Genomic DNA, 22,404 nt, shown 5'->3' with positions numbered 1-22,404 from the left:
ATCTATAATCGCAAAATAGTGTTATCAGGATAATTACTCGTTATATACGGATACGCTCAGTAGACTTAAAATAAGACTATCCAAACAGTAGAGGTGATAGTCATGAACAAATCGATTCAGCTAGATTCTTTGCAATTAGGGGTATGTTATTATCCTGAACAATGGTCGGATTCCTTATGGGAAGATGATTTTAAACGAATGAAACAGATGCACCTTTCTCATATTCGAATCGGAGAATTTGCATGGAGTGTATTTGAACCACAAGAAGGAGTATACGATTTCGATCTGTTTGATCGTGTATTAGATCTAGCTCAACAATATGAATTGAAAGTGATTATGGGAACACCTACAGCCACTCCGCCTGCATGGTTAACTCATAAATACCCTGAAGTATTGAACGTATCCATCGAAGGTGTTACATATCAGCATGGTATGCGGAGACATTACAATTATAGTAGCCCCAAATACCGAGAATTATGTGCAAATATTACCCGTCAAATGGCAAATCATTTCAAAAATCATCCGGCTATTATAGGTTGGCAGATCGATAACGAACTAAACTGTGAAATTAGTGAGTTCTATGCAGAAGCAGACCATATCGCATTCCGTGAATGGGTACAACATCGTTATCATACGTTGGAAGCGCTTAATAAAGCATGGGGGACTGTATTCTGGAGTCAGACGTATACAGATTGGGAGCAGGTGTATTTGCCACGTCCTACCGTATCACACTCTCCCAATCCGCATCATGTCTTAGATGAAAAGCGGTTTATTTCGGACAATACGATTGCATTTGCTCGTATTCAAGCAGAGATTTTGCGAGAAGTCGCACCGCATCATTGGATTACGACTAATGGATTGTTTGGTCATTTAGATACTCATGCCTTAACAGAAGAAATGCTCGACTTTTTCTCATATGATTCGTATCCTCAATTTTCAACGATTTCCGGAAATAACGAGCACAAGCCGTTACTGGATCGCAAATGGAGTCAGAATCTAAGTGTTGTGCGTAATATATCTAATAATTTCTGTATTATGGAACAGCAAGCAGGGCCGGGTGGCTGGGTGAATCGAATGAATATGCCTGCTCCACGTCCAGGTCAATTGAGACTATGGACATACCAATCTGTACTGCATGGTGCAGATCTAGTCATGTACTTCCGCTGGCGTACAGCTACATTTGGTACAGAGATCTACTGGCATGGTCTCAATGATTACCATAATCAGCCTAATCGTCGTATTGCAGAAGCGACTCAAGTAGGGGAAGAATTTGTCTCCATCGGTGAAAAGATTGCAGGTACAACGTATCAAGCCAATGTTGCTATTCTCAAAGATTATGATAATGATTGGGATGGCGAATACGATATCTGGCATGGCCCTTTAACCGCTAAAAGTATTAATGCATGGTTCAAGCAACTTCAATATCAGCATATTCCAACAGATATTATCTATTTGCGTCATCAGACATCAGAAGAACTACAACGCTATCAATTCATTATTTATCCGCATGCGGCGATTATGTCTGAACAGACAGCGATGTTATTAACTCAGTATGTAGAAGCAGGTGGAACACTGATCTTTGGTGCAAGAACAGGATACAAAGACTTGAACGGTCAGTGCCGGATGGCGCCTATGCCAGGGCCTGTAGCTTCTTTATGTGGTATCTCTGTAGCTGATTTTACTTCTATTACAGGTACGATTGAAGCACCGGGACTGCTCTGGAAGCATAATAACAAGCAGATCGAACAATCCGCAGAATTATTTAACGATATTTTGCACATTCAGCATGATGATGTAGAAGTGTTAGCTACCTATACTTCGTGTTATTACGAAAATGCTCCTGCATTAACCAAGCGTTCACAGGGGCAAGGTCAGGTGTTGTATTATGGAGCAGCCTTTAATGAAGCAGTTGTAGATGAATTGTTGAGTCTATTGCATATTTCTTCACCGCTTGTCGATTGGTTAGAATTACCGGAGCAAGTAGAAGTAGGGATTCGCCAGAATGAACATGCAGACTATGTATTTTTACTTAATTACAGTGATCAACCGGCTTCTATTCATGCCAAAGTTCCGCGTACAGATATCTTAACAGGCACAACTATAGATGGAGCCACGACTATACCGGCTTATGGCGTGATGATTTTACAGTCTTAATTTGAAATAAGTCAAAAACCTCCTGATCATGAGGAGGTTTTTTGTTGCTCTGATTTGTAGGAGTTATCACATGAATAGTATGATCGTTCTCAAGCTTTGCTTATGCAGTGAACCATAGTATTATAAAAGACAATTAGACAGAAAGGAGCGACAGTTGTATCTTCATTGAATCGTAGCTAGTAAAATACGGATATTTTATCTAATAGAGGAGCCAGAACAATGACCCAAATGGATAATATTCAAATAGTAACTTATGAACCACGCTTTGCTGCATCGATTGCAGAAATGTGGAATGCCAGTCATGAAAGTTGGGGTGGTGATAATATTGTTCAGACCGAACAAATGATTTTGAAAGAACACCACAATCATACACATATTGATATCTTTTTAGCAGTAGTAGCAGAAGAAGTCGTAGGATATTGTAGCTTTTCTCATTATAAAGAAGATACAGGTGCTTTATACATTCCTTTACTTAATGTACGTCCAGATTATCATGGACATAAGATCGGCAAGCGCTTGGTCTTACGAGCAGTCGGAGAAACGTTACAACGTGGATGGCCACGCTTAGATTTGTATACATGGCCGGGGAATATCAAAGCCGTTCCTACGTACAAAAAAGCAGGTTTTTTCTGGGAACGTCGGGATGATACTACACATCTTATCAATCTTATTCCTTCGGTGTTGCAGACACCAGCGGTACAGTCTTACTTTGAACATATGGATTGGTATACAGATAGCACTCGCGACATTATAACCGAACCGGATGGACGGCAAGAGTACGGATTTGATTATTTCACCTATCAGTGGAGTAAAGACGATCTACACCTCAAAATGGAATATGAACGCACAGGACGAGGACTGCGACTGATTGAAACGAATGATTATAAGATTCAAGCGACGATCCCTGTTGCGCATGGATTGCCCTTTGGAACGAAGTATCCGATTGTCTATGAAATCATTAACAAAACAGGTAAGCCCTTATCGCTTGAAATCCGATCAATCAGTAACAGCGCGGTATCGTTTGACTTACAAGAATCGAAAACAGTAGACACCCACGCCACTATTGAGGGACAGTTTAAGATTATGCCGATTGAAGAAGAGCAAGACCTTTTCCAGACGCATCCGGTTGTCGAAGCCGAGTTAGTCATTAATGGGAAGTCTGCTATATTCAAGATCGGAGTCGAACCTAAATTTCCAGTTCGCTTAAAATTACAAGCGCCTCACCGCATGATCATGGTCGGCGAAGAAGTACAATTAGAATTAACAGTAGAAAATGAATACAATCGACCGGTAACTTATTATATGGAATGTCCAGATGATGATATCTTATCTTTTCAAAATGCTGAGGTAGCTATTGAAGTTCCAGCTCGATCACGTCAATCGGTGACACTGACAGCAACACTGCTTAGCTATGGTATCTGGCATCATTCGATTTCTATTTACAAGGAAAAAAGCTATACAGCCGATTCCAAAGTTCTTGACCAATACATAAGTCTTGTATTTTCAGGAATCTCCTCTTCTTTTGGAGGTGAGACGGCTGAAGATTGGGTTATGTCTAACGGACAATACCATATCTGGTTGAACAAAATAAACAATAAGCTTGTTATCTATAAAGGGCTAGACAGTATCACCCAACTGTCCCATCCCAAATTTGGATTGCCTTACAAAAACGAATTTCAAAAAGATCGTGCTTCCAACGTCATTTTCCACCAAGAAGAAGCGATGATTCTTGAAGCAGAATATGATCTGGAAACGCTCCATATCCTTTTGACAACTGTTGTAGAACTATATCCAAATGGTATCGTAAATCGATATTACAAAGTGAAGAATACAAGTGAACAGGAACGAACCGAACCTTTATTTTTAAAAGAACATTTCCGCCTTGCGCTAGAAGATAGTGTTATTCCTTATCGACATCAGTATATCCATACAACTAAAGGGTCTGACGCTTCGGCTACAGATTACTGGGAAGTTAGCGATATTACTGAAAATTGGTTGTTCTCATATACCCCTCATGCAACCTATGGTGTAACATGGTCAGCCGATCAGACATTGATTACAGATCATTGGTTATATGCATTAGAACATTCGCTATCGCTCAGCAAGCTTGGAGAACAAGTCGAAACGCCTGCACTACAGTTAGCGATTGGCACATGGAATGATTGGCAAGACTTTCGGACATTTGCTCTACAGAAAAGCTCAGCAGATACATTAATAGCGACTTCATCTCTGGAGCTAAAAGTAAATCAAGGCAATCCATTTGCACAGCAATCACTACATGTGGAGATTACAGAACACAAAAATGTGATACTAGAGGGTACGCTATCGATTGCTTCACAGTTCAATAGTATAGAGCCGAATCAATATGAGCTTGATAGAACATTAGAACTGCATGATTTCGAGATTCAACTTCCTTTACAATCAGCTCATGAAATAGATGTGCTGAGATTACAACTGGATATGGATTCTTATATACTGGAAGAACAGCGCTTAGTCTTTCCAGGATCTGAACAAGCGATCACGCAGGAAATTATCTCCACAGAGCATGGAGATATTCATACGGTGCGCAATGGTGTACTTGAATTTCAAGCCAGTCAATCTTTTGCACCGACTGTATTTTCGCTGAAGTATCATGGGGTCGAATGGTTAGATTCTTCATTTCCACAACCAGTCGCTAAATCATGGTGGAATCCATGGATAGGTGGGATGACATTAGAAGTTCATGGTCTATCACCACGTACCTTGTTAGAAGAAGAACGCTCTGTTGAATTTACAGAAATCAAAGATAATCTAGGAAATGTATGGTCAGGTATTTGTATTACAGTTCATATTCAGAACAATGTAAAATTAAAAGGACTGTCGTTCCAGCAGTATTATGTTACGCTTCCAGGGGTTCCTGTCCTGTGTAACTTTATTAAGCTTGATCAACATACAGGAACCACATTATCACCATTTGGTGCGAATCATTTTAGCTTTTATAAAGTCAGTGAAGAGATCAAAGATGCTAAAGCTTATATTAAAAATACAGTCCAAGAAGATGTGATCTACAAAGCGGGCAAAGTGCAATATGAGACAGAAGTCAAAGATAGAATCATTCGCTTTGGATCTAATGAACGGAAAGAAAAGTTACTGTTTGTTGACCATCCAGAAAATGAGTCTTGTGCTGTGTTTGTGAATACGCATTTAGTCGCTTCTGTTGCTATCGCTAACCTATTTGCTAACAACAATGAACAGGTATGGGGCAAACCACAATTTTATATCATTTCAGATACCGAGATTCCAGATTCCACATTATCAGATTTATTCAATATACAATTTGATGTACGTGATGCAACAAATGATTCAGAAGGGAGTCCATCATGAAAATCATAGATGCCCATATTCATTTTTCGGAAATAGAATCTTTTTATGATACAGCTGAGACATTAGCTTCAATTGACTATAGTCAAAAAGGATTATTGGATGAATTTGTACGATCAGGCGTAGTCGCTGCTGTTGGCATGGGCGTGACAGAGACTTCTGCTGGTGGTTTTCCAGATACAGATGCTCTTAATCCCATGTTGTTAGATCTGAAAGACCCTATGCCAGATAACCTGTTTACCTGTGTAGGGATTAATCCGGTAACTCTTCATCAAGAAGGTCAATGCAAAGCATTAGAGGAATCGTTACAATGGGATCACGTTGTAGGGATTAAGTTATATGCAGGGTATTATCATTATAATGTGGGTGATGCTATCTATGATCCGGTGTATGATCTTGCGCGTAAGTATGAACTTCCGATCGTTATTCATGGAGGACTGACCTATTCGGATCATGGACTGCTCAAATACTCACATCCCTTATCGATGGAAGAAACGTTCCTTAAGCACCGGGATATTACCTTTATGTTATGTCATTTGGGTGATCCGTGGGTGATGGACACCGCAGCTCTACTTGAGAAAAATCCCAATTTATATGCTGATCTATCCGGTTGGATTGTTGGAGATAGCTCTAAAGTGTACCGCCTGATGGGTGAACAAACCTATGTGGATCATTTTAAGCGTGCTATCGTGTTTGCTGAAAAGTATGATCGGCTTGTATTCGGTACCGACTGGCCGTTAGTGCCTTTAGATGCTTATATTGCTTTTATCAAAAATCTAATTCCTGAAGCGCAATGGGAGAATGTATTTTACAATAATGCACTTGAAGTCTTTCCTAAATTAAAACGCTGGATAGAGTCGCAATCAATCTAATCATAAAATCAAAACGTGTACTTGTATGTCAAGCATCGACATGGAAGTACACGTTTTTGTGTTTGAGAATATATAGTCATACATGTAAATAATCATTTATAACAAATCGTGACCATCCAATAAACGCCCATTGTCATGCCACTGACCATAGATTTTATTGGCTTTGATATTGGTGATTAATTTCTGAAGCCGATTGTGAAATACTTCAGGTTGATGCTCTATACTCTGAATCGTATCGATTCTCACTCTTTGATATAGTGCGGGAAAAGTTAGAAAGTGAGCATACACTTCAGGATCTTCTTGTAAAGCTTGAAGGATATGTGGATGAATAATAAAATGTTCTTCGTTCATATCAGGTAGTACTTTTCGACCTTCCTCCGTCATCAACCCCAGTCGCTCCAAACGACGAACACGTTCTTTATTTAGTTCAGTCCATGAACTTTTTGGATGACGAGGAGAAAGGCGCTGTGCTAACTGAGTCGCAGAAATTTTCTTTTTCACTCCATCGATCCAACCGAAGCATAGACATTCTTCGACCACATCTAGATAGAGTAGAATATTGGGAACAGGTGTGATACTCACAATCACCCAACAATAGGGCATATCATTACTATGCTGTTGTAACCATGCTCTTAATTCTATTCTGAAATGTATAGTGAGAAGATGGTCAATGTTATTCAATGTATCATGTTCCTTTCGATCATTAGATAGATGATGCCGATTCCTGATACCAGAATAATAGATAATCATTCATTACAGAAGCATGACCTAATTGACGAAGCATAGTAGAAATATTTCCTCGATGATATGTTCCGTGGTTTACTACATGCAGTACGATTTCCGCTAAACGCGTCTGCCTTGGGCCGACATAAGGATTGTTCAGTAGAAGAGATTGTTCTAAATCTATTCCACTTTGTAGCCATTGTTGATACTGATCAGTTAATACTGCAAAACGAGTGATATACTCATCGATAGAAGTCAGTGTGGTCTGATTTAAAGCCATACATTCTTGTAAGGCTTCCGGCATTTCTTCACCTTGTAACACTTGATAAAACATTCGATCTACAGCGTACATATGACTTAGTGCATGTGCAATAGTCGGGAAAGAGCTACCTACTTCTGCATGTAAAACAGAAGCAGGCAGTTCTTGAATCCTTTCCATAATCGTACGGCTTGCCCAGATATGATACTCAAACATAGCTACAGGATGATTTGGCACAAATAACAGCTCCTCTGGAATGATAATTAATTTCTATCCTCATCATAGCCAAACAAGTATGACAACAGTATGTCATACTTCTGGATAAAGGTTGAGCGCCTGTTGAAGTTGTTGCTTTAAGATGCTACGTAACTCGATAGGTTCTAGTACTTCAATACCATCTCCGAAGCTAAGCAGCGTCGACCGCAACCATTTGGCTTCCAGTGGTTGGTAGACAGGAATACTCATAATCATACTTCCATCTGTCTGAAATTCCTTATCGGCTTGCTGAAATTGGTCCAGTGCTTCAGACAAGGCTTGAGGTGCTACACGAATCACGATATTTTCTAATAAAGTATTCCATTCTTGTTCGGCATGTATAGGCTCTTGAGGGCTAAGTGGATGAGCTTGGAAATGTTCTTCGGTTAACTCCACATTCATCATTCGAGACAAGCGAAATTCACGATAATCCTGACGTGTCCGGCAGAATCCTTGTACATACCATGTGCTATATTTAAAATGAAGCCATAACGGTTCGATTTCTCGCGCCTTATGCTCATTATTGGCATTAATATAATCGAAACGAACGACTCTGGTATCTGTAATGCCTTGACGTAGAAAAAGCAGCGCATGAGGTTCTGTACGGTATGTATTAAAATTGATCGCCAGATTAGAATGATGATGTTCAGGAGCAATATTCTGTAGACGTTCAATAGTACTTTGAGCACGTTGATCTTGAAATACAGTGGAGAGACTACCAAGAACAGTGATCAATGAATTGACATCGTACGCACCTAGTAGACTTTTATCCATTTTGTATCCATCTATAATCCCGTATCCGCCGCCACTACCTTGATAAGAGACAATCGGTAATCCAGCAGCACAGAGTACATCAATATCCCGATAAATAGTCCGTTGTGAAACTTGAAATTGTTCTGCCAATACAGAAGCAGACAATACTTCATGATGAAGTAATTTATAGATCATCGCAATTAATCGTTCTAATTTCATCGTATTATCCCGCCTAATTTGGTTAGTAGATTATATCTATATTGATCTTATAAAGTATTATAGTATGGATAGATAAAAGTATACCGTATAATCTAATATAATATAGAATCTAGTTAACATGAAGGAGTATAGATGATTACTATAGACGCTCTACTGATGGGTGCAGGTATTATCCTGATTGCAAGTTTTGTACAAGGACTGACTAGTTTTGGATTTGCGTTGATTGCTTTACCTTTACTCAGCTTATTTCTCCCTATTCAACGTGTTGTGCCGATGATTGTGATATTGAGTATGCTGATTTGTTTGTTGGTCTTAGGTTCAGTGTATCGAGATACGAATATTCGTAAAATCGGATTATTGATTATCGCAAGTGTTGCTATGGCTCCGGTAGGAACGTTATTTTTACTTATTATCAGTGGGAGTGTACTTAAAATTGCGACAGGTATATTGATTACACTATTTGCTGTGTTTTTGTTAAGTGGACGCACCATTCCGATAGCCAATGAAAAAGCAGCTTATCTATCAGCAGGAGCGTTAAGTGGGTTGTTGAGTGGAAGTATCTCTGTTAGTGGACCTCCTATGGCATTGATGTTGTCTAATCAAGGCATGTCCAAGCAGATGTTTCGAGCCAATCTAGCCTTAGTCGGTGTGATATTAAATGGAGTGACGATCATTACCTTTGTATATAGTGGATTGATCGATCAGGAGATAAGTCTGTATCTAGGTTGGATGTTACCGGTGATGTTGATTGGGACATGGATTGGAGTTAAAGCGGTTAACTATTTGAACGAGCAGAAGTTTAAAAAGTATTCATTGGGATTGATTATTTTATCTGGAATTTGGACGCTATTAGCAGGTCTAGGTGTGATTTGAAATGACTAAATGATAGGCAAATAGTACAACTCAAAAGAGAACAGACCTTTATAGAGGACTGTTCTCTTTTGTTGTATAAATTTTATCGGCACTATTACAAATAAAAATCTACTTTTACAACTTTACCCATGCTTCCAATCCATCGGGTTGATCAGGGTTAATATTCTGACGCTCTGCACTGGCTAAAGCGACTATTTGCGGGATGAAAATAAAAGGAATTCCTTGTGCTGCTGGATGCAAAGGTTGTTCTAAAACAATTCCTAGATGGACTAATGTATCTGGAATCCGATTGGCGTGATCGGCTAACGCAATAATTCGTGCTCCGCGAGCATGGATATCTTGAATAAGATCATGTTGATACGATGTGCCTTCTCCAGTTAATGCTGCAATCACCAATGTATCTTGATCAATAGTGACCATTGGGCCATGGCGAACATCTAATAAATGAAAAGCATGCGCTTCTGCTTGAGCAATTTCAGTAATAGCAATTGCACCCTCGTTAGCTAATCCTTGTAATTCACCATCTGCTAATAAAATGACACGTTTCCATGCGAAATCAGCTACTTCTCGAATTGATGCTTCTACTTTTTCCATATAAGCTTCGCCCATTTGAATCGCACTTTGAATATCTTCAATTAATTTCTCATCATTACTCCAAAAAGCATTAATCAACAGATTAGCTACATACAAATTCGTGACTGTACGAGTCTGACATACACTATGATCAAATGCCCATGGTAATTCTAAAGATAAATCAGCTTGTGTAGATAAAGGAGAATCGGATACACAGGATAGAGAAAGAACGGAAAGAGGTTGTAGTTTACGTACACGTTGAATAGCTTCTATAATTTCGCTTGTACTCCCTGAGCGTGATGGAGCCACCAATAATGTATTTGCCAAAAGAGGAGCATACCGCTCTGCATTTAGCATGAGATCACCACCTGCTAATGCGGATGCAGGCATATGTGTATACAAACGAGTCGAAAAAGCAGCGGATTCACTTAGGCAGTAACTAGAGCCGCAACCTACAAAGGTAATAGAAGTAGGTTGAACTTGTTGTCTTAATTCTTCAATAGCATGACGATGTTCTAGCATATAATTGAACGTCTGATGTAGCGCTGTATATTGCTTTTTTACTTCCTGATACGTTAAATTCATGAATTGACCTCCATATAGTATATTTTGCAACATAGTCATTACGAGCGGACTTCATATATAGTATATTTCTTTATTTTGATTTTTTCAATCATAATTATGATTTATTAAATCAAAAATTGACTATTGCGATATTTATTACAGTTATTTAATCGAAAAATAAATAAATTTGTAAAAAATAATAAAAAAAGATTGTTTTGATCATAAATTAAGAGTATCATAATTAAAAAATGATCTAAAGGATCAAATTAAATGATTTATTCAATCATTAGGGAGATGCTAATATGCCAATTATTTCATCCACTGTTATGCTGCAAAAGGCAAGAGAACATCAATATGCTGTAGCTGCTTTCAATGTACATACTTTGGAAATGCTACAAGCTGTTGTAGATGCTGCTACAGAAATGGAGTCTCCACTTATTATCCAATCGACAGTGGGCACTGTTCGTCATTTAGGTGCTAAGTATTTAGTCGAAGCAGCGACGGTTGCTGCTAATCAATCTTCTATTCCGATCGCTCTTCATTTGGATCACTGTACAGAGTTCAATCTTATTATTGAATGTATACGTGCAGGTTATACCTCGGTCATGATTGATGCTTCTATGCATCCTTATGATGATAATGTAGCCATCACTAGCAAAGTCATGGAAGTAGCAACTGCTGCTGGTGTAAATGTAGAAGCAGAACTTGGCAAAGTAGGAGGGGTAGAAGATGATATCGTCGTTGATGAAAAAGATGCTCTATTAGCAGATCCTGAAGAATGTCTGAAATTTGTAAAACAAACCGGAGTACTTACATTAGCACCTGCGATCGGAACAGCACATGGTATTTATAAAGGTGACCCTCATATTGATTTTGAACGAATCGAGAAAATTGCAGCATTGGTCGATATTCCATTGGTTCTTCACGGAGGTTCAGGTATTCCAGCAGAACAAGTGAAGCGAGCCGTTGCTCTAGGGATGTCCAAAATGAATGTCGCTACTGAATTACGTATCGCTTTCTCTGATGCGATTAAGCACGTTTTTGACGAAAATCCTTCAGAAAATGATCCACGTAAATATATGATTCCTGCCAAAGAAGCAGTTAAACAACTAGCCATGCAAAAAATCGGCTTATGCGGATCGGCAGGTAAAGCTGGCGTTCTACAATGATTACTACGGTGACATTGAATGCAGCAGTCGATAAAACGTATTATATGGATTCATTTGCTACCCATCAGGTCAATCGGGTCAGACGTGTACTAACAGAACCAGGTGGTAAAGGAAACAACGTAGCCAAAATGATCAAATTATTAGGTGGTGAAGTGACTGCTTCTGGTTGTATAGGAGGAGACAATGGACAACTAATAGACCATTTACTACAAACACGCAAAATAAATACAGATTTTGTTATGACATCAGGTGAATCGAGAATATGTCTTAATATTATTGATGAATCCAGTCAATATGCTTCTACTGAACTTTTAGAACCGGGGCTTACGATTTCTTCATCGCAATGGATAGCCATCAAGCAGAAAATACAACAACTTGCACAGTTGTCTACGATTATTGTTTTTTCAGGGAGTTTACCTCAAGGAGTCGCAACGAATGGATATGCTGAACTGATCGAAATTGTACAACAGTCAGGTGCACATGCTTTTTTGGATACAAGTGGAGCCGCTTTTACAGATTCAATCCAAGCTAAGCCTTATTTTATCAAACCGAACCAACATGAGTTAGAACAGTGGAGCAATACTTCGCTGACAACAGATCAGCAATATATTGATACAGCATGGCTTCTTATTAATCATGGGATAGAGAATGTCTGTATTACACGAGGAAGTCAGGGAGCGATTGCAATCATCAATAAGCAAGTGTATCAAGTGATATCTCCGTCTATTCAAGCTATTAATACGGTAGGATGCGGTGATGCTTTTGTAGCAGGCATGGCATTTGCCACATTAAGACAGTACGACCCTATACAACAGTTAAAGTTAGCTTCTGCTGTTGCTAGTGCAAATGCTTTATCTGAAAAAGCAGGCGATATGGATTATGCTACTTACTTGGAGTTAGAATCTGCTGTTCAGGTCATTCCTTTATAAAAGGTGAACCGTATGATCCGATCATAAATACTTGCAATTCATTCTGTAATCATACAAAATGATTAAAAAGAGCAGAATTATATGAATAATGCTCATAACAATCAAAGGAGATTGCAGAAATGGAGTATTCTAAAAGTGAATTACGGCGAACAAAAATTATGGATATGATCAAAAAGAATGGAAAAATATCTGTCCAAGAAATTACTAGCGTTATCGGTTGCTCTGAAGCTACAGCTAGACGTGATCTAGATCTTATGGAGAAAGAAGGACATCTGATTCGTACGATTGGCGGAGCCGTGTACGAGGGTGGAAGCAAAATCAGTCAGGATGAAGTTCCATTTGTCGATAAACAGCTAGCTCAGCAACCAGATAAGCAAAAAATCGCAGAAGCGGCGGCTGCATTAGTCGTTGACGGTGATGTTATTGGTCTTACAGGTGGTACAACTACTTTTTTGATCGCTATGGAATTGAAGCATCGCAAAAATATCACTGTTGTTACAAATGCCGTCAATATTGCTTTTGAATTAGCAGATGCTGAAGGAATCCAAGTGGTTCTAACAGGTGGTGTAATGCGCTCACAAAGTTATGAATTAATTGGCCCTTTAGCTGAAAGTGTTATTCAGAAGATTAATTTGAGCAAAATGTTCTTGGGTGTAGATGGTGTCGCATCTGAACGAGGGTTTACTATGCATTCTGAATTAGAAGTACGCATTGCTCAGCAATTGAGTGAGCGTTCTAGTGAAGTATATGCTGTGTTCGACCAAAGTAAACTTGAGAAAACAGCTTTATTTACGATTATGCCTTTAAAAGAAGTGACCGGTATTATCACTAATGTACATCCTGATTCCTGGTTACAGCAATTATGTGAGAAAGAACATGTTCAACTACAACTTGTCTAATGATTGGGATATCTATCTGATCATATAGCTGTTATTACGTATAGACAAGGTTGTGTAGCTCGAATATCCAACTTTTGTCTATACACTATAGGTAATAGAAATAGAGCATGTAAGAGTACTGAATTTGAAAGGGGGAATTCATTAATATGCCTACTAAGGTTTTGAACCATTTCATCTTACTGATCTTGATTACTGTGATGCTAGCAGGATGTGCATCGAATTCTAAAAATGTAGGCTCCTCTGGTAAAACTAAAATCGTATTTTGGGCACATCAAGAAAGTGCAATGAATGATGCATATAACAAGCTGATCAAAGCTTATGAAGCCAAGCACCCCGATATCGAAATTGAATTTCAGACCTTTCCATATGACGTTTATAATCAAAAACTTAAAGCCTCTTTTTCTGCACAAAACCCTCCCGATGTAGCTGAGATGTTTGGTACATGGGTTCCAGAGTATAGTAAAAATGGAGCGCTGACCGAAGTTCCTAATATCGACAAGATCAGCCAAGAGTATTACCCAGCCCCATTAGGAGCTTATCAATACAATGGCAAGTTGTACGGTTTACCACTTGAATATAACCTCGAAAATGGAGGCATGTTACTCCATCCTGAAATGTTCAAAAATAAAGGGCTAGAGTATCCACCCAAAACATGGGCTGATTTAGTCGAAAGTGCCAAAACATTAACGGTACGTAATGATAATGGCATTCAAATCAAAGGATTTGACTTTGTTTCTTTAGACAATATTACGTTTACCTTTCTCTCCATGATTTTGCAACAGAATGGAAAGTACTGGGGAACCGATAACCATGTAAGCTTTCAAACTCCAGAAGCTATCCGAGCAATGAATACGCTTACTTCTTTGGTTAGTGTAGATAAAGTGACTGATCTTTCTGTTTTTGGAGGTCAATTGGATAGTTCAGATTACTTTTTCCGTGGCAATTCTGCTATGACTTATCGTGGTCCTTGGACAGTTGCTTCTGGACTGGATAACTATAAAGTGAAAGATTTTGAGTATGTCCCTGTTCCTTCATTTACGAATGAGAATCCTTATTTCGCAGCAGAATCAGGATGGGGTGTAGTGGTAGCCAGTAAAAGTAAAATACAGAAGCAAGCTTTAAGTTTCATTCAATTTCTAAGCGAAAATGAAAATCTGCTTCAATGGAATGTAAGTACATTTACGGTACCTGCCAAAAAAGAAGTCGCGAATAATCCTGAATTTTTGAAGAAGAATCCATACATGAAAGCACCGCTTGATATTTTGAAGTATGGTCAATGGATTGGCCCTATTGCAGATCGAGATTATTTCTTCAAACAGATTAATGATAACTTTCAGTTGATTGTAAGCGGACAGATCACCGTCGAAACAGGTCTAGGTAATATAGAAAAATCAATCAATTCAAGTCAAGACCAACACAAGTAATCGAGGTGAATAGCGAATGAATAAAAGTATCGAAGCTGGAAATACCAGCAAAAGAACATTCGATAAAGGAACCACTCGTTCATATCAAAATGAGAAATGGTTTGTACGTATTGCTCTAGCCCCGATTCTACTTCTTTTTGGAGTATTTGCTTTTCTGCCGATTGCTTGGAGTTTGTTGTTATCTTTTTATGATTATAGTCCGCTCAGTAATCATGCTGTTTTTATAGGCATCAGAAATTATGCATTGTTATTTCAAGATGCAGTCTTTCTAAAATCGCTCTGGGTCACTTTTAAATTCGTTGGTATTACTGTGATCAGCAATATTTTGATTACCTTAGTTATTGCAAGTGCGATCTATGCAATACGAATCCAATGGCTTAAAAATTTATTTCGCACGCTGTTCTTTTTACCGGCTATTGCTCCACTAGCGGGAACGTCAATTGTTTGGACAACTATTTTGAATTATGACAGTGGATTGTTCAATGTGATTCTGGGTCAGCTACATATTGCTCCTGTTCACTGGTTAAGTGACCCCAAGTACGCCTTGTTATCCGTTATTATGATGACGCTCTGGGCAGATATTGGCTATAATATCGTGCTATTTATAGCAGGCAGAGATTCTATTGCTGATATGTATTATGAGGCGGCTATTCTGGATGGCGCTAATCGCTGGCATTTGTTCTTTTTTGTGACGTTGCCTTTATTGCGTAGAACGATGTTATTTGTAACGATCACTACAGTGATTTCGTATTTTCAAGCATTTCCACAATTCCAGATTATGACCAAAGGAGAGCCGTTTAACGAAACAAGAGTCTTAGCGCTTAATATTTATGACCAAGCTTTTTCCAATTCCAATATGGGCTATGCTTCGGCAATGGCAACTATATTCTTGATCATCATTTTAATCGTTACATTAATTCAGTTCCGATTAGGACGTTCTAGCTGGGAACAATAGGAGGAGGAGATACAGATGCAACGAAAAAGTCCATGGTTGGATTCGATCGTATTGGTGTTTCTAATCGTGACAGCAGTAGCAATGATGGTTCCCTATCTATGGATGGTAGTATCTTCTTTCAAAAGCAATATGGATATCATGTCAGGTCAGGGAAGTTTTTTTCCAAATCATCCGACATTAGAAGGATATTTCACTGTATTTGAAGATGCTCCATTTGTGAAATGGATGTGGAATAGCGCTATTTCAGCAGTCATTATTACCATCATTACACTGTTTACAAGTGCACTTGCCGGTTACGTTTTTGCTAAGCATCAATTTAAAGGCAAACGCATTTTATTTATGTTGATTCTGGCAACGATGATGATTCCTTTTCAAGTGATTATGATTCCCACCTATCTGATCACTGCAAGACTTGGTTTGATTGATCATTTAGCCGCTATTATTTTGCCTAACCTTGTTAGTTCGTATGGAGTGTTCTTAGCCAAACAGTTTATTGAAGATATCCCGCAAGACTTGTTAGATGCGGCGCGGATAGATGGTGCTGGTGAATTGCGATTGATGATTCGCATTATTGCTCCTCTGATTTTGCCGATGTTATCAGCACTTGGTATCTTTACATTTATGAATGCATGGAACAATTATCTATGGCCGTTAATCGTATTGAATGATACCGATCATATGACTGTACCTCTGGCACTTGTATATTTTAACGGAACTCATGTGATCAATTACAATGTTGTGATGTCTGCTGCTGTCTTAATTACTTTACCTGTAATGATTGTTTTCCTTATTTTCCAAAAGCAATTTATCAAAGGCTTAACCATGACAGGTATGAAATAACAATATTCCATCATAATCGACATACAGAGAGGACGAATTATAATGACAAAAATATCTATTATTGGTGCAGGTAGTGCTTTTACACAGGATATCACTACAGATATCTTGAAAATAGAAGGAATCGATGGAGGAACAATTGCTTTAGTCGATCTTGATGCAAAGCGTCTGGATATTGCTCGTCGTATGGTCGAAAAGTTGATTGAAATGACAGGTAATCGTTGGAAAGTTATCGCTTCTACCGATCGACGTGAAGTCATTGGTGGCTCTCAATTTGTAATTAATCAGATTGAAGTCGGTGGACTACAAAATGTAAGGTACGAGTATGAGATTCCTCTTAAATATAATGTAAATCAGTGTATAGGAGATACGCTTGGACCCGGTGGTTTGTTCAAAACGTTGCGCACGCTCCCAAGCTGGATCGATATTGTGAGAGATATTGAAGACCTTGCTCCTCAGGCAACCATTTTGAATTATACGAATCCGATGTCAGCAGTTACGTTACTCACTTCACGGATTACAGAACTTCCAGTAGTCGGTCTATGCCACTCGATTCAAAACACATCCAGTCAATTAGCAGAGTATGCAGATGTACCTTACAACGAATTAGAATGGCGAGCAGGTGGTATTAATCATATGTCATGGTTCGTTGAACTCAAGCATAAAGGTCAAGACTTGTACCCTGTATTACTGGAAAAGATAAAAGACGAAGAGTTACTGCGTCAAGATCCTGTGCGCTTAGACGCAATGAAATACTTAGGTGCTTTTGTATCTGAATCCAGCGGACACTTTTCTGAATATATTCCTTATTATCGCAAACGTCAGGAATTAATTGATCAGCACTGCAATACAGGATATAACGGTGCAACAGGATTTTATGCAGATAACTGGCCCATCTGGAGAAAAGAAAACGATGAGCGTATCTTGCAACAATTAGAAGGTACTTTACCTATCGAATTGAAAAATAGTAATGAGTATGCAGCGGTTATTATAGAAGCTATGCTGAAAAATGAACCTAAAGTGATCTATGGCAATGTACCTAACCAAGGGCTGATTCACAATTTACCGCAAAATGGTGTTGTCGAAGTGGCTTGTATGATTGATGGTAATGGAATTAATCCTTGTCAGTTCGGTAGTCTACCTGAACATCTAGCTGCTCTGTGTCGCTCGAATATGGCATTTTTTGAACTAGCTGTAGGTGCTGTACTCGGTAACGATAAAGAGATGGCACGTCATGCATTGATGTCTGATCCATTAACAGCAGCTGTATGTTCACTTGAAGAAATCAGCAACATGTTCGATGAATTATATGAAGTGGAACGGGAATTTATCCCGAATATGAAATAATGATGAAGACTAAAGCATCACATACACCCGTTGCAAGTGTTGTTGTGGTTGGCGAATTGAATGTCGATATGATTTTAACCGGAGAAGATATTGTACCGGAATGGAACCGAGAAAAGATAGCTAATCAATTCGAAATCGTTTTGGGATCATCTTCAGCGATTACGGCTTGTGCACTCGCTAGTCTTGGCGTTGAAGTGACATTTGTAAGTGTAGTGGGAGCAGATTATTTTGGAGAATTTTGTATACAAGAATTACAGCGAATGGGTGTAAACACAGATCATATTCACATACGTTCAGATATCAAAACAGGAGTAACCTTATCATTTTCGACTTCATCTGATCGTGGTCTTGTCACCTATCCGGGAAGTATTCCATGTGTTACACCTGATATGGTTCCAGAATCATTACTTCGTGAAGCGGATCATTTACACTTCGGTTCCTACTATTTGCAAGATCAGATGCGAGAGCATTGGTCAACCTTGTTTGCACAGGCACAGCAGCTAGGCGTAAGCACTTCTTTTGATACCGGTTGGGACATTCGTAATCTATGGGATCGTTCAGGAATCGAACAATTATTAACATACACTAACTTGTTTATTCCAAGTGAAGAAGAGATATTGCATATATATAATACCTCACACATGGAAGAAGTTATTACCAAATTACCTGATCTTGTAGGCGATGTGATCGTAAAATTAGGTTCTCAAGGTTCTTTGCTTGTTGATGCAACCAAGCAGCCGCTAACCATTCGCTCTTATCCGGTGACGCCTATTGATACGACAGGAGCAGGAGACTGCTTCAATGCCGGGATCATTTATGGATATTTACAAGGCTATCGAAGAGCTACTTTGTTAGAATTTGCAAATGCTTGTGGCGCTTTATCTACTCAAGGAGTAGGGGGTACAGGCGCTTTACCTACTTTACAGCAGATAGACCGTATACAGATGAGTCATTCTTAACGTGTTTATTCTTTAAAGGAGGTGAGCTTGTCATACTTATTCTGCTATACAAGGGGTAAGCAACAACGTTAATGTATCGCAATTCACTATTTCAGAGGAGCTGATGAAGAAGTGTTCAAGTCCATCAAAAAAGTAGTGCTAGGCGCAAGTATGGTGTTGTTAGTAACCACAGGTATTCAGTGGAATACTTCTCAAGCGGTAGCCGCAGAAACCCAATATTATGTATCCACCAGTGGTAGTGATTCTAATGCAGGGACATTGAGCGCTCCTTGGAAAACATTGCAACATGCCGCAGATGTAGCTACAGCAGGAAGTACTGTCTATATTCGTGGAGGTACGTATAATCAGAAGCTAAAAATCACCAAATCAGGCTCTTCTACAGGAGCGATCACTTTTAGCAACTATGCTTCTGAAAAACCTATCCTTGATGGAACAGGATTAAGTGTTACAGGATTAGAAGGATTAATTGATATTCAAAATGCGGATTACATTACGATTCAAGGGTTAGAACTTAGTAATTACAAAACAGCGACTAAAGATTTGCTACCGATTGGTATCTATGTCCATGGAAAAGGAAGCAATATCAAAATACTCAATAACAAAATCCATGATATCAAAAGTACAGCTACACCTACATCTACACCAAGTGGAGACATTTGGTTAGGACGTGATGCTCATGGTATTGCTGTCTATGGAACCCAAGCTCCAGCTTCAATCAATAATCTGACAATCAGCGGAAATGAATTATATAATTTAGTGTTGGGTACAAGTGAAGCCTTAGTTGTAAACGGGAATGTCGATACATTTTCAATCCTTAATAATACGATCCATGATGCAGACAACATTGGGATTGACGTGATTGGATTCGAAGGCAAGTCTCCAACCGTTGCTTACGATCAAGCTCGTAATGGATTGGTTCAAGGTAATAAAGTGTATAATATTACGTCTAACAATAATGTATCTTATGGTCCTGTACCTAATAACACCAATTCCGCAGATGGTATTTATGTAGATGGTGGGAAAGATACGATTATTGAGCGTAACTATAGTTACAACAACGATATCGGTATCGAAATTGCTTCTGAACATGCAGGCAAAGCAACCGATAACATTACAGTTCGTAGCAATATGGTCTATAAAAACCGCTTGACTGGTATTGCTATGGGTGGATATGATACAGGTCGTGGTTCAACCACTAACTCCAAAATCGTGAATAATACGCTGTACAAAAACGATACATTAGGTGACGATAATGGACAATTATTAGTACAATACGATACTTCCAATAATATTATCAAAAACAATATTATGGTAGCTGGTTCTTCGAATGCTTTGATCACAAATCCGTATACTAAAAATTCAGGCAATGTCGTCGACTACAATTTGTACTTTGCTTCAGGTAGTAGTGATTCTACATTTTGGATTTGGAAAAACAAAGAGTATAACGGATTTGCAGCTTACAAATCAGGATCAGGTAATGATGCTCATTCCATCTTCGCAGATCCTAAGTTTGTAGATGTAAGTGCAGATAATTATCATCTTCAGGCAACTTCACCTGCTGTAGATAAAGGATCAACCGATACATCTATTATTGGAACTGCTGATATTGACGGGCAAAATCGTGTATCTGGTAGTGCAGTGAATTTTGGAGCCGATGAGTAATTAGTATACCCAATATCTATGATGTATTAATAGCATAAAAAGCGACTATCCAGTATAAAGAAGATATACGGATAGTCGCTTTTTTATTTTTATAAAGTATAATTTTGAAAAAATTAAATATAGTTACATTTTTCTATACATAGATTAAATACTTAACTAGTATTGACTGACTAAGTCTTAAGAACTAGAATTAGTTTAGAATATATCATTTAAATTAGCAGGAGTGATTTTAATGACATCAAATAAAGAACAATTTAGTTCAAATATAACAGATAGGTCAAAAAAAAATGAAAAAACTATAAAGAAATTAGACGATTTATTTTTTTATAATGATGAGACTGATTCTGGTAATAAATTCATTATTGGTATTGCCTGTTCTTTCTTTTTACTATTTTTCTTAGCATTATTTGGTGCATTTAATGATACTTATTTTTTAGTTTCTTATGCTATTTCTGGAGTTTGCTTTTCTTTTTATGATTTTCTTAAGAAAAATAGAAAAAGTTTGACTCTACTTTATATAGCTATATTTTTCATTGTTTTTTTTCCTCAAATGCTAAAAATAGAACATATCAATAATTTGTTGTTGAAATTTGGAAATTTTTTAAATATTACTTCAGCATCTATTAGTAATGCAGCTACTATAATAAGTATTAGTATTGTGCTTTTTAGTTTGGCTCAGAAAAATCGAGAATTAAAGAAATCAAATGATTATAATAAATTACTTGTTAACGAAAATAAAGAAAAAGAAAATGAAAATAGAGAACTTGAAAAAAGTAATAAAGAACAAAGAACATTATTTTTAGAAATTGATCAATCAAATGATCAATATGAAATAATCAATTTACTTAATAAAATTATTGACTCAGAAACAAATCCTTCTATATTATCTATTGCTTATGCAAAACGTGCATTAGCAAAAAGTAAAATTGATGATAAAAAAGGAGCTTTAATTGATTACTCAACATCATTAATAAATGATCCTAATTTTGTAGCATCCTATAATAATCGAGCCAATTTACTTAAGAATATGGGAGAGCACGATAAAGCTTTAGCTGATTATAATAAAGCTCTTGAATTAAATCCTGAGTATGTTCAAACCTATAATAATCGAGCCAATTTACTTAATGAAATGGGAGAGCAGGACAAAGCTTTAGCTGATTATAATAAAGCTCTTGAATTAAATCCTGAGTATGTTCAAGCCTATAATAATCGAGCCAATTTACTTAAGAATATGGGAGTGTACGATAAAGCTTTAGCTGATTATAATAAAGCTCTTGAATTGAATCCTGAACTTTATGAAGCTTATAATAATCGAGCCAATTTACTTAGTGAAATGGAAGAGCAGGACAAAGCTTTAGCCGATTATAATAAAGCTCTTGAATTAAATCCTGAGTATGTTCAAGCTTATAATAATCGAGCCAATTTACTTAGTGAAATGGAAGAGCAGAACAAAGCTTTAGCTGACTATAATAAAGCTCTTGAATTAAATCCTGAGTATGTTCAAGCCTATAATAATCGAGCCAATTTACTTAAGAATATGGGAGAGTACGATAAAGCTTTAGCTGATTATAATAAAGCTCTTGAATTGAATCCTGAACTTTATGAAGCCTATAATAAT

At 37.9% G+C, this 22,404-nt stretch carries 18 protein-coding genes; 14 read left to right on the top strand and 4 right to left on the bottom strand.

Annotated elements, in window-relative coordinates; all coding sequences use genetic code 11:
• Positions 1–102: 102 nt before the first annotated feature.
• The 3 genes from PO903_RS17340 to PO903_RS17330 all read left to right on the top strand — a co-directional run bounded on the left by PO903_RS17340 (position 103) and on the right by PO903_RS17330 (position 6,386).
• On the top strand, positions 103–2,154 hold the full coding sequence (locus PO903_RS17340; RefSeq protein WP_273594095.1) for a beta-galactosidase: 2,052 nt from the start codon (positions 103–105) through the stop codon (positions 2,152–2,154).
• A gap of 219 nt (positions 2,155–2,373) precedes the next feature.
• Entirely contained in the window at positions 2,374–5,517 is a 3,144-nt protein-coding gene (locus PO903_RS17335) for a GNAT family N-acetyltransferase (protein ID WP_273594094.1), read from the top strand.
• Positions 5,514–6,386, top strand: a complete 873-nt coding sequence (locus PO903_RS17330) for an amidohydrolase family protein (protein WP_273594093.1) — start codon at positions 5,514–5,516, stop codon at positions 6,384–6,386. Before PO903_RS17335 ends, PO903_RS17330 begins: the two co-directional genes overlap by 4 nt.
• Before the next feature lie 96 nt (positions 6,387–6,482).
• Here PO903_RS17330 and PO903_RS17325 read toward each other — a convergent pair whose 3' ends face one another.
• From PO903_RS17325 to PO903_RS17315, 3 genes are all read right to left on the bottom strand, one after another.
• Entirely contained in the window at positions 6,483–7,067 is a 585-nt protein-coding gene (locus PO903_RS17325; RefSeq protein ID WP_273594092.1) for a YdeI/OmpD-associated family protein, read from the bottom strand.
• Positions 7,068–7,089: 22 nt separating this feature from the next.
• Positions 7,090–7,584: a DinB family protein gene (locus PO903_RS17320; protein ID WP_273594677.1), complete on the bottom strand. Its 495-nt coding sequence runs from the start codon at positions 7,582–7,584 to the stop codon at positions 7,090–7,092.
• A 93-nt stretch (positions 7,585–7,677) separates the two neighbouring features.
• Positions 7,678–8,595 (bottom strand): helix-turn-helix transcriptional regulator, encoded by a 918-nt coding sequence (locus PO903_RS17315; RefSeq protein ID WP_273594091.1) that lies wholly within the window; start codon positions 8,593–8,595, stop codon positions 7,678–7,680.
• A gap of 132 nt (positions 8,596–8,727) precedes the next feature.
• On the opposite strand from PO903_RS17315, the gene PO903_RS17310 reads away from it, so the two are divergent.
• Complete coding sequence (locus PO903_RS17310) at positions 8,728–9,468, top strand: sulfite exporter TauE/SafE family protein (protein WP_273594090.1); 741 nt, start codon at positions 8,728–8,730, stop codon at positions 9,466–9,468.
• A 114-nt stretch (positions 9,469–9,582) separates the two neighbouring features.
• Here PO903_RS17310 and PO903_RS17305 read toward each other — a convergent pair whose 3' ends face one another.
• Entirely contained in the window at positions 9,583–10,626 is a 1,044-nt protein-coding gene (locus PO903_RS17305; RefSeq protein WP_273594089.1) for an SIS domain-containing protein, read from the bottom strand.
• A gap of 281 nt (positions 10,627–10,907) precedes the next feature.
• On the opposite strand from PO903_RS17305, the gene fba reads away from it, so the two are divergent.
• The 10 genes from fba to PO903_RS17255 all read left to right on the top strand — a co-directional run.
• A complete protein-coding gene (gene fba / locus PO903_RS17300; RefSeq protein WP_137221773.1) occupies positions 10,908–11,774 on the top strand; it encodes a class II fructose-1,6-bisphosphate aldolase in 867 nt (288 codons plus the stop codon).
• Entirely contained in the window at positions 11,771–12,703 is a 933-nt protein-coding gene (locus tag PO903_RS17295; protein ID WP_273594088.1) for a 1-phosphofructokinase family hexose kinase, read from the top strand. Before fba ends, PO903_RS17295 begins: the two co-directional genes overlap by 4 nt.
• Before the next feature lie 119 nt (positions 12,704–12,822).
• Complete coding sequence (locus PO903_RS17290; protein WP_069327119.1) at positions 12,823–13,602, top strand: DeoR/GlpR family DNA-binding transcription regulator; 780 nt, start codon at positions 12,823–12,825, stop codon at positions 13,600–13,602.
• 146 nt (positions 13,603–13,748) lie between these two features.
• Complete coding sequence (locus tag PO903_RS17285; RefSeq protein WP_273594087.1) at positions 13,749–15,026, top strand: ABC transporter substrate-binding protein; 1,278 nt, start codon at positions 13,749–13,751, stop codon at positions 15,024–15,026.
• Between the two features lie 16 nt (positions 15,027–15,042).
• The gene (locus PO903_RS17280) at positions 15,043–15,981 is read left to right on the top strand and encodes a carbohydrate ABC transporter permease (protein ID WP_273594086.1); all 939 of its coding nucleotides are present in this window, start codon (positions 15,043–15,045) and stop codon (positions 15,979–15,981) included.
• Between the two features lie 15 nt (positions 15,982–15,996).
• Positions 15,997–16,821 (top strand): carbohydrate ABC transporter permease, encoded by an 825-nt coding sequence (locus tag PO903_RS17275; RefSeq protein WP_069327117.1) that lies wholly within the window; start codon positions 15,997–15,999, stop codon positions 16,819–16,821.
• Between the two features lie 42 nt (positions 16,822–16,863).
• Entirely contained in the window at positions 16,864–18,165 is a 1,302-nt protein-coding gene (gene melA, locus PO903_RS17270; RefSeq protein WP_069327116.1) for an alpha-galactosidase, read from the top strand.
• Entirely contained in the window at positions 18,165–19,124 is a 960-nt protein-coding gene (locus PO903_RS17265; protein WP_273594085.1) for a carbohydrate kinase family protein, read from the top strand. Before melA ends, PO903_RS17265 begins: the two co-directional genes overlap by 1 nt.
• A gap of 150 nt (positions 19,125–19,274) precedes the next feature.
• Complete coding sequence (locus tag PO903_RS17260) at positions 19,275–20,786, top strand: right-handed parallel beta-helix repeat-containing protein (RefSeq protein WP_273594676.1); 1,512 nt, start codon at positions 19,275–19,277, stop codon at positions 20,784–20,786.
• A gap of 232 nt (positions 20,787–21,018) precedes the next feature.
• The coding region (locus PO903_RS17255; protein ID WP_273594084.1) for a tetratricopeptide repeat protein at positions 21,019–22,404 on the top strand (1,386 nt) is incomplete at its 3' end.

Source organism: Paenibacillus sp. PK4536 (genome assembly GCF_028594455.2).
GTDB classification, from domain to species: domain Bacteria; phylum Bacillota; class Bacilli; order Paenibacillales; family Paenibacillaceae; genus Saccharibacillus; species Saccharibacillus nuruki.
This window is presented reverse-complemented; position numbering and strand designations above follow the sequence as displayed.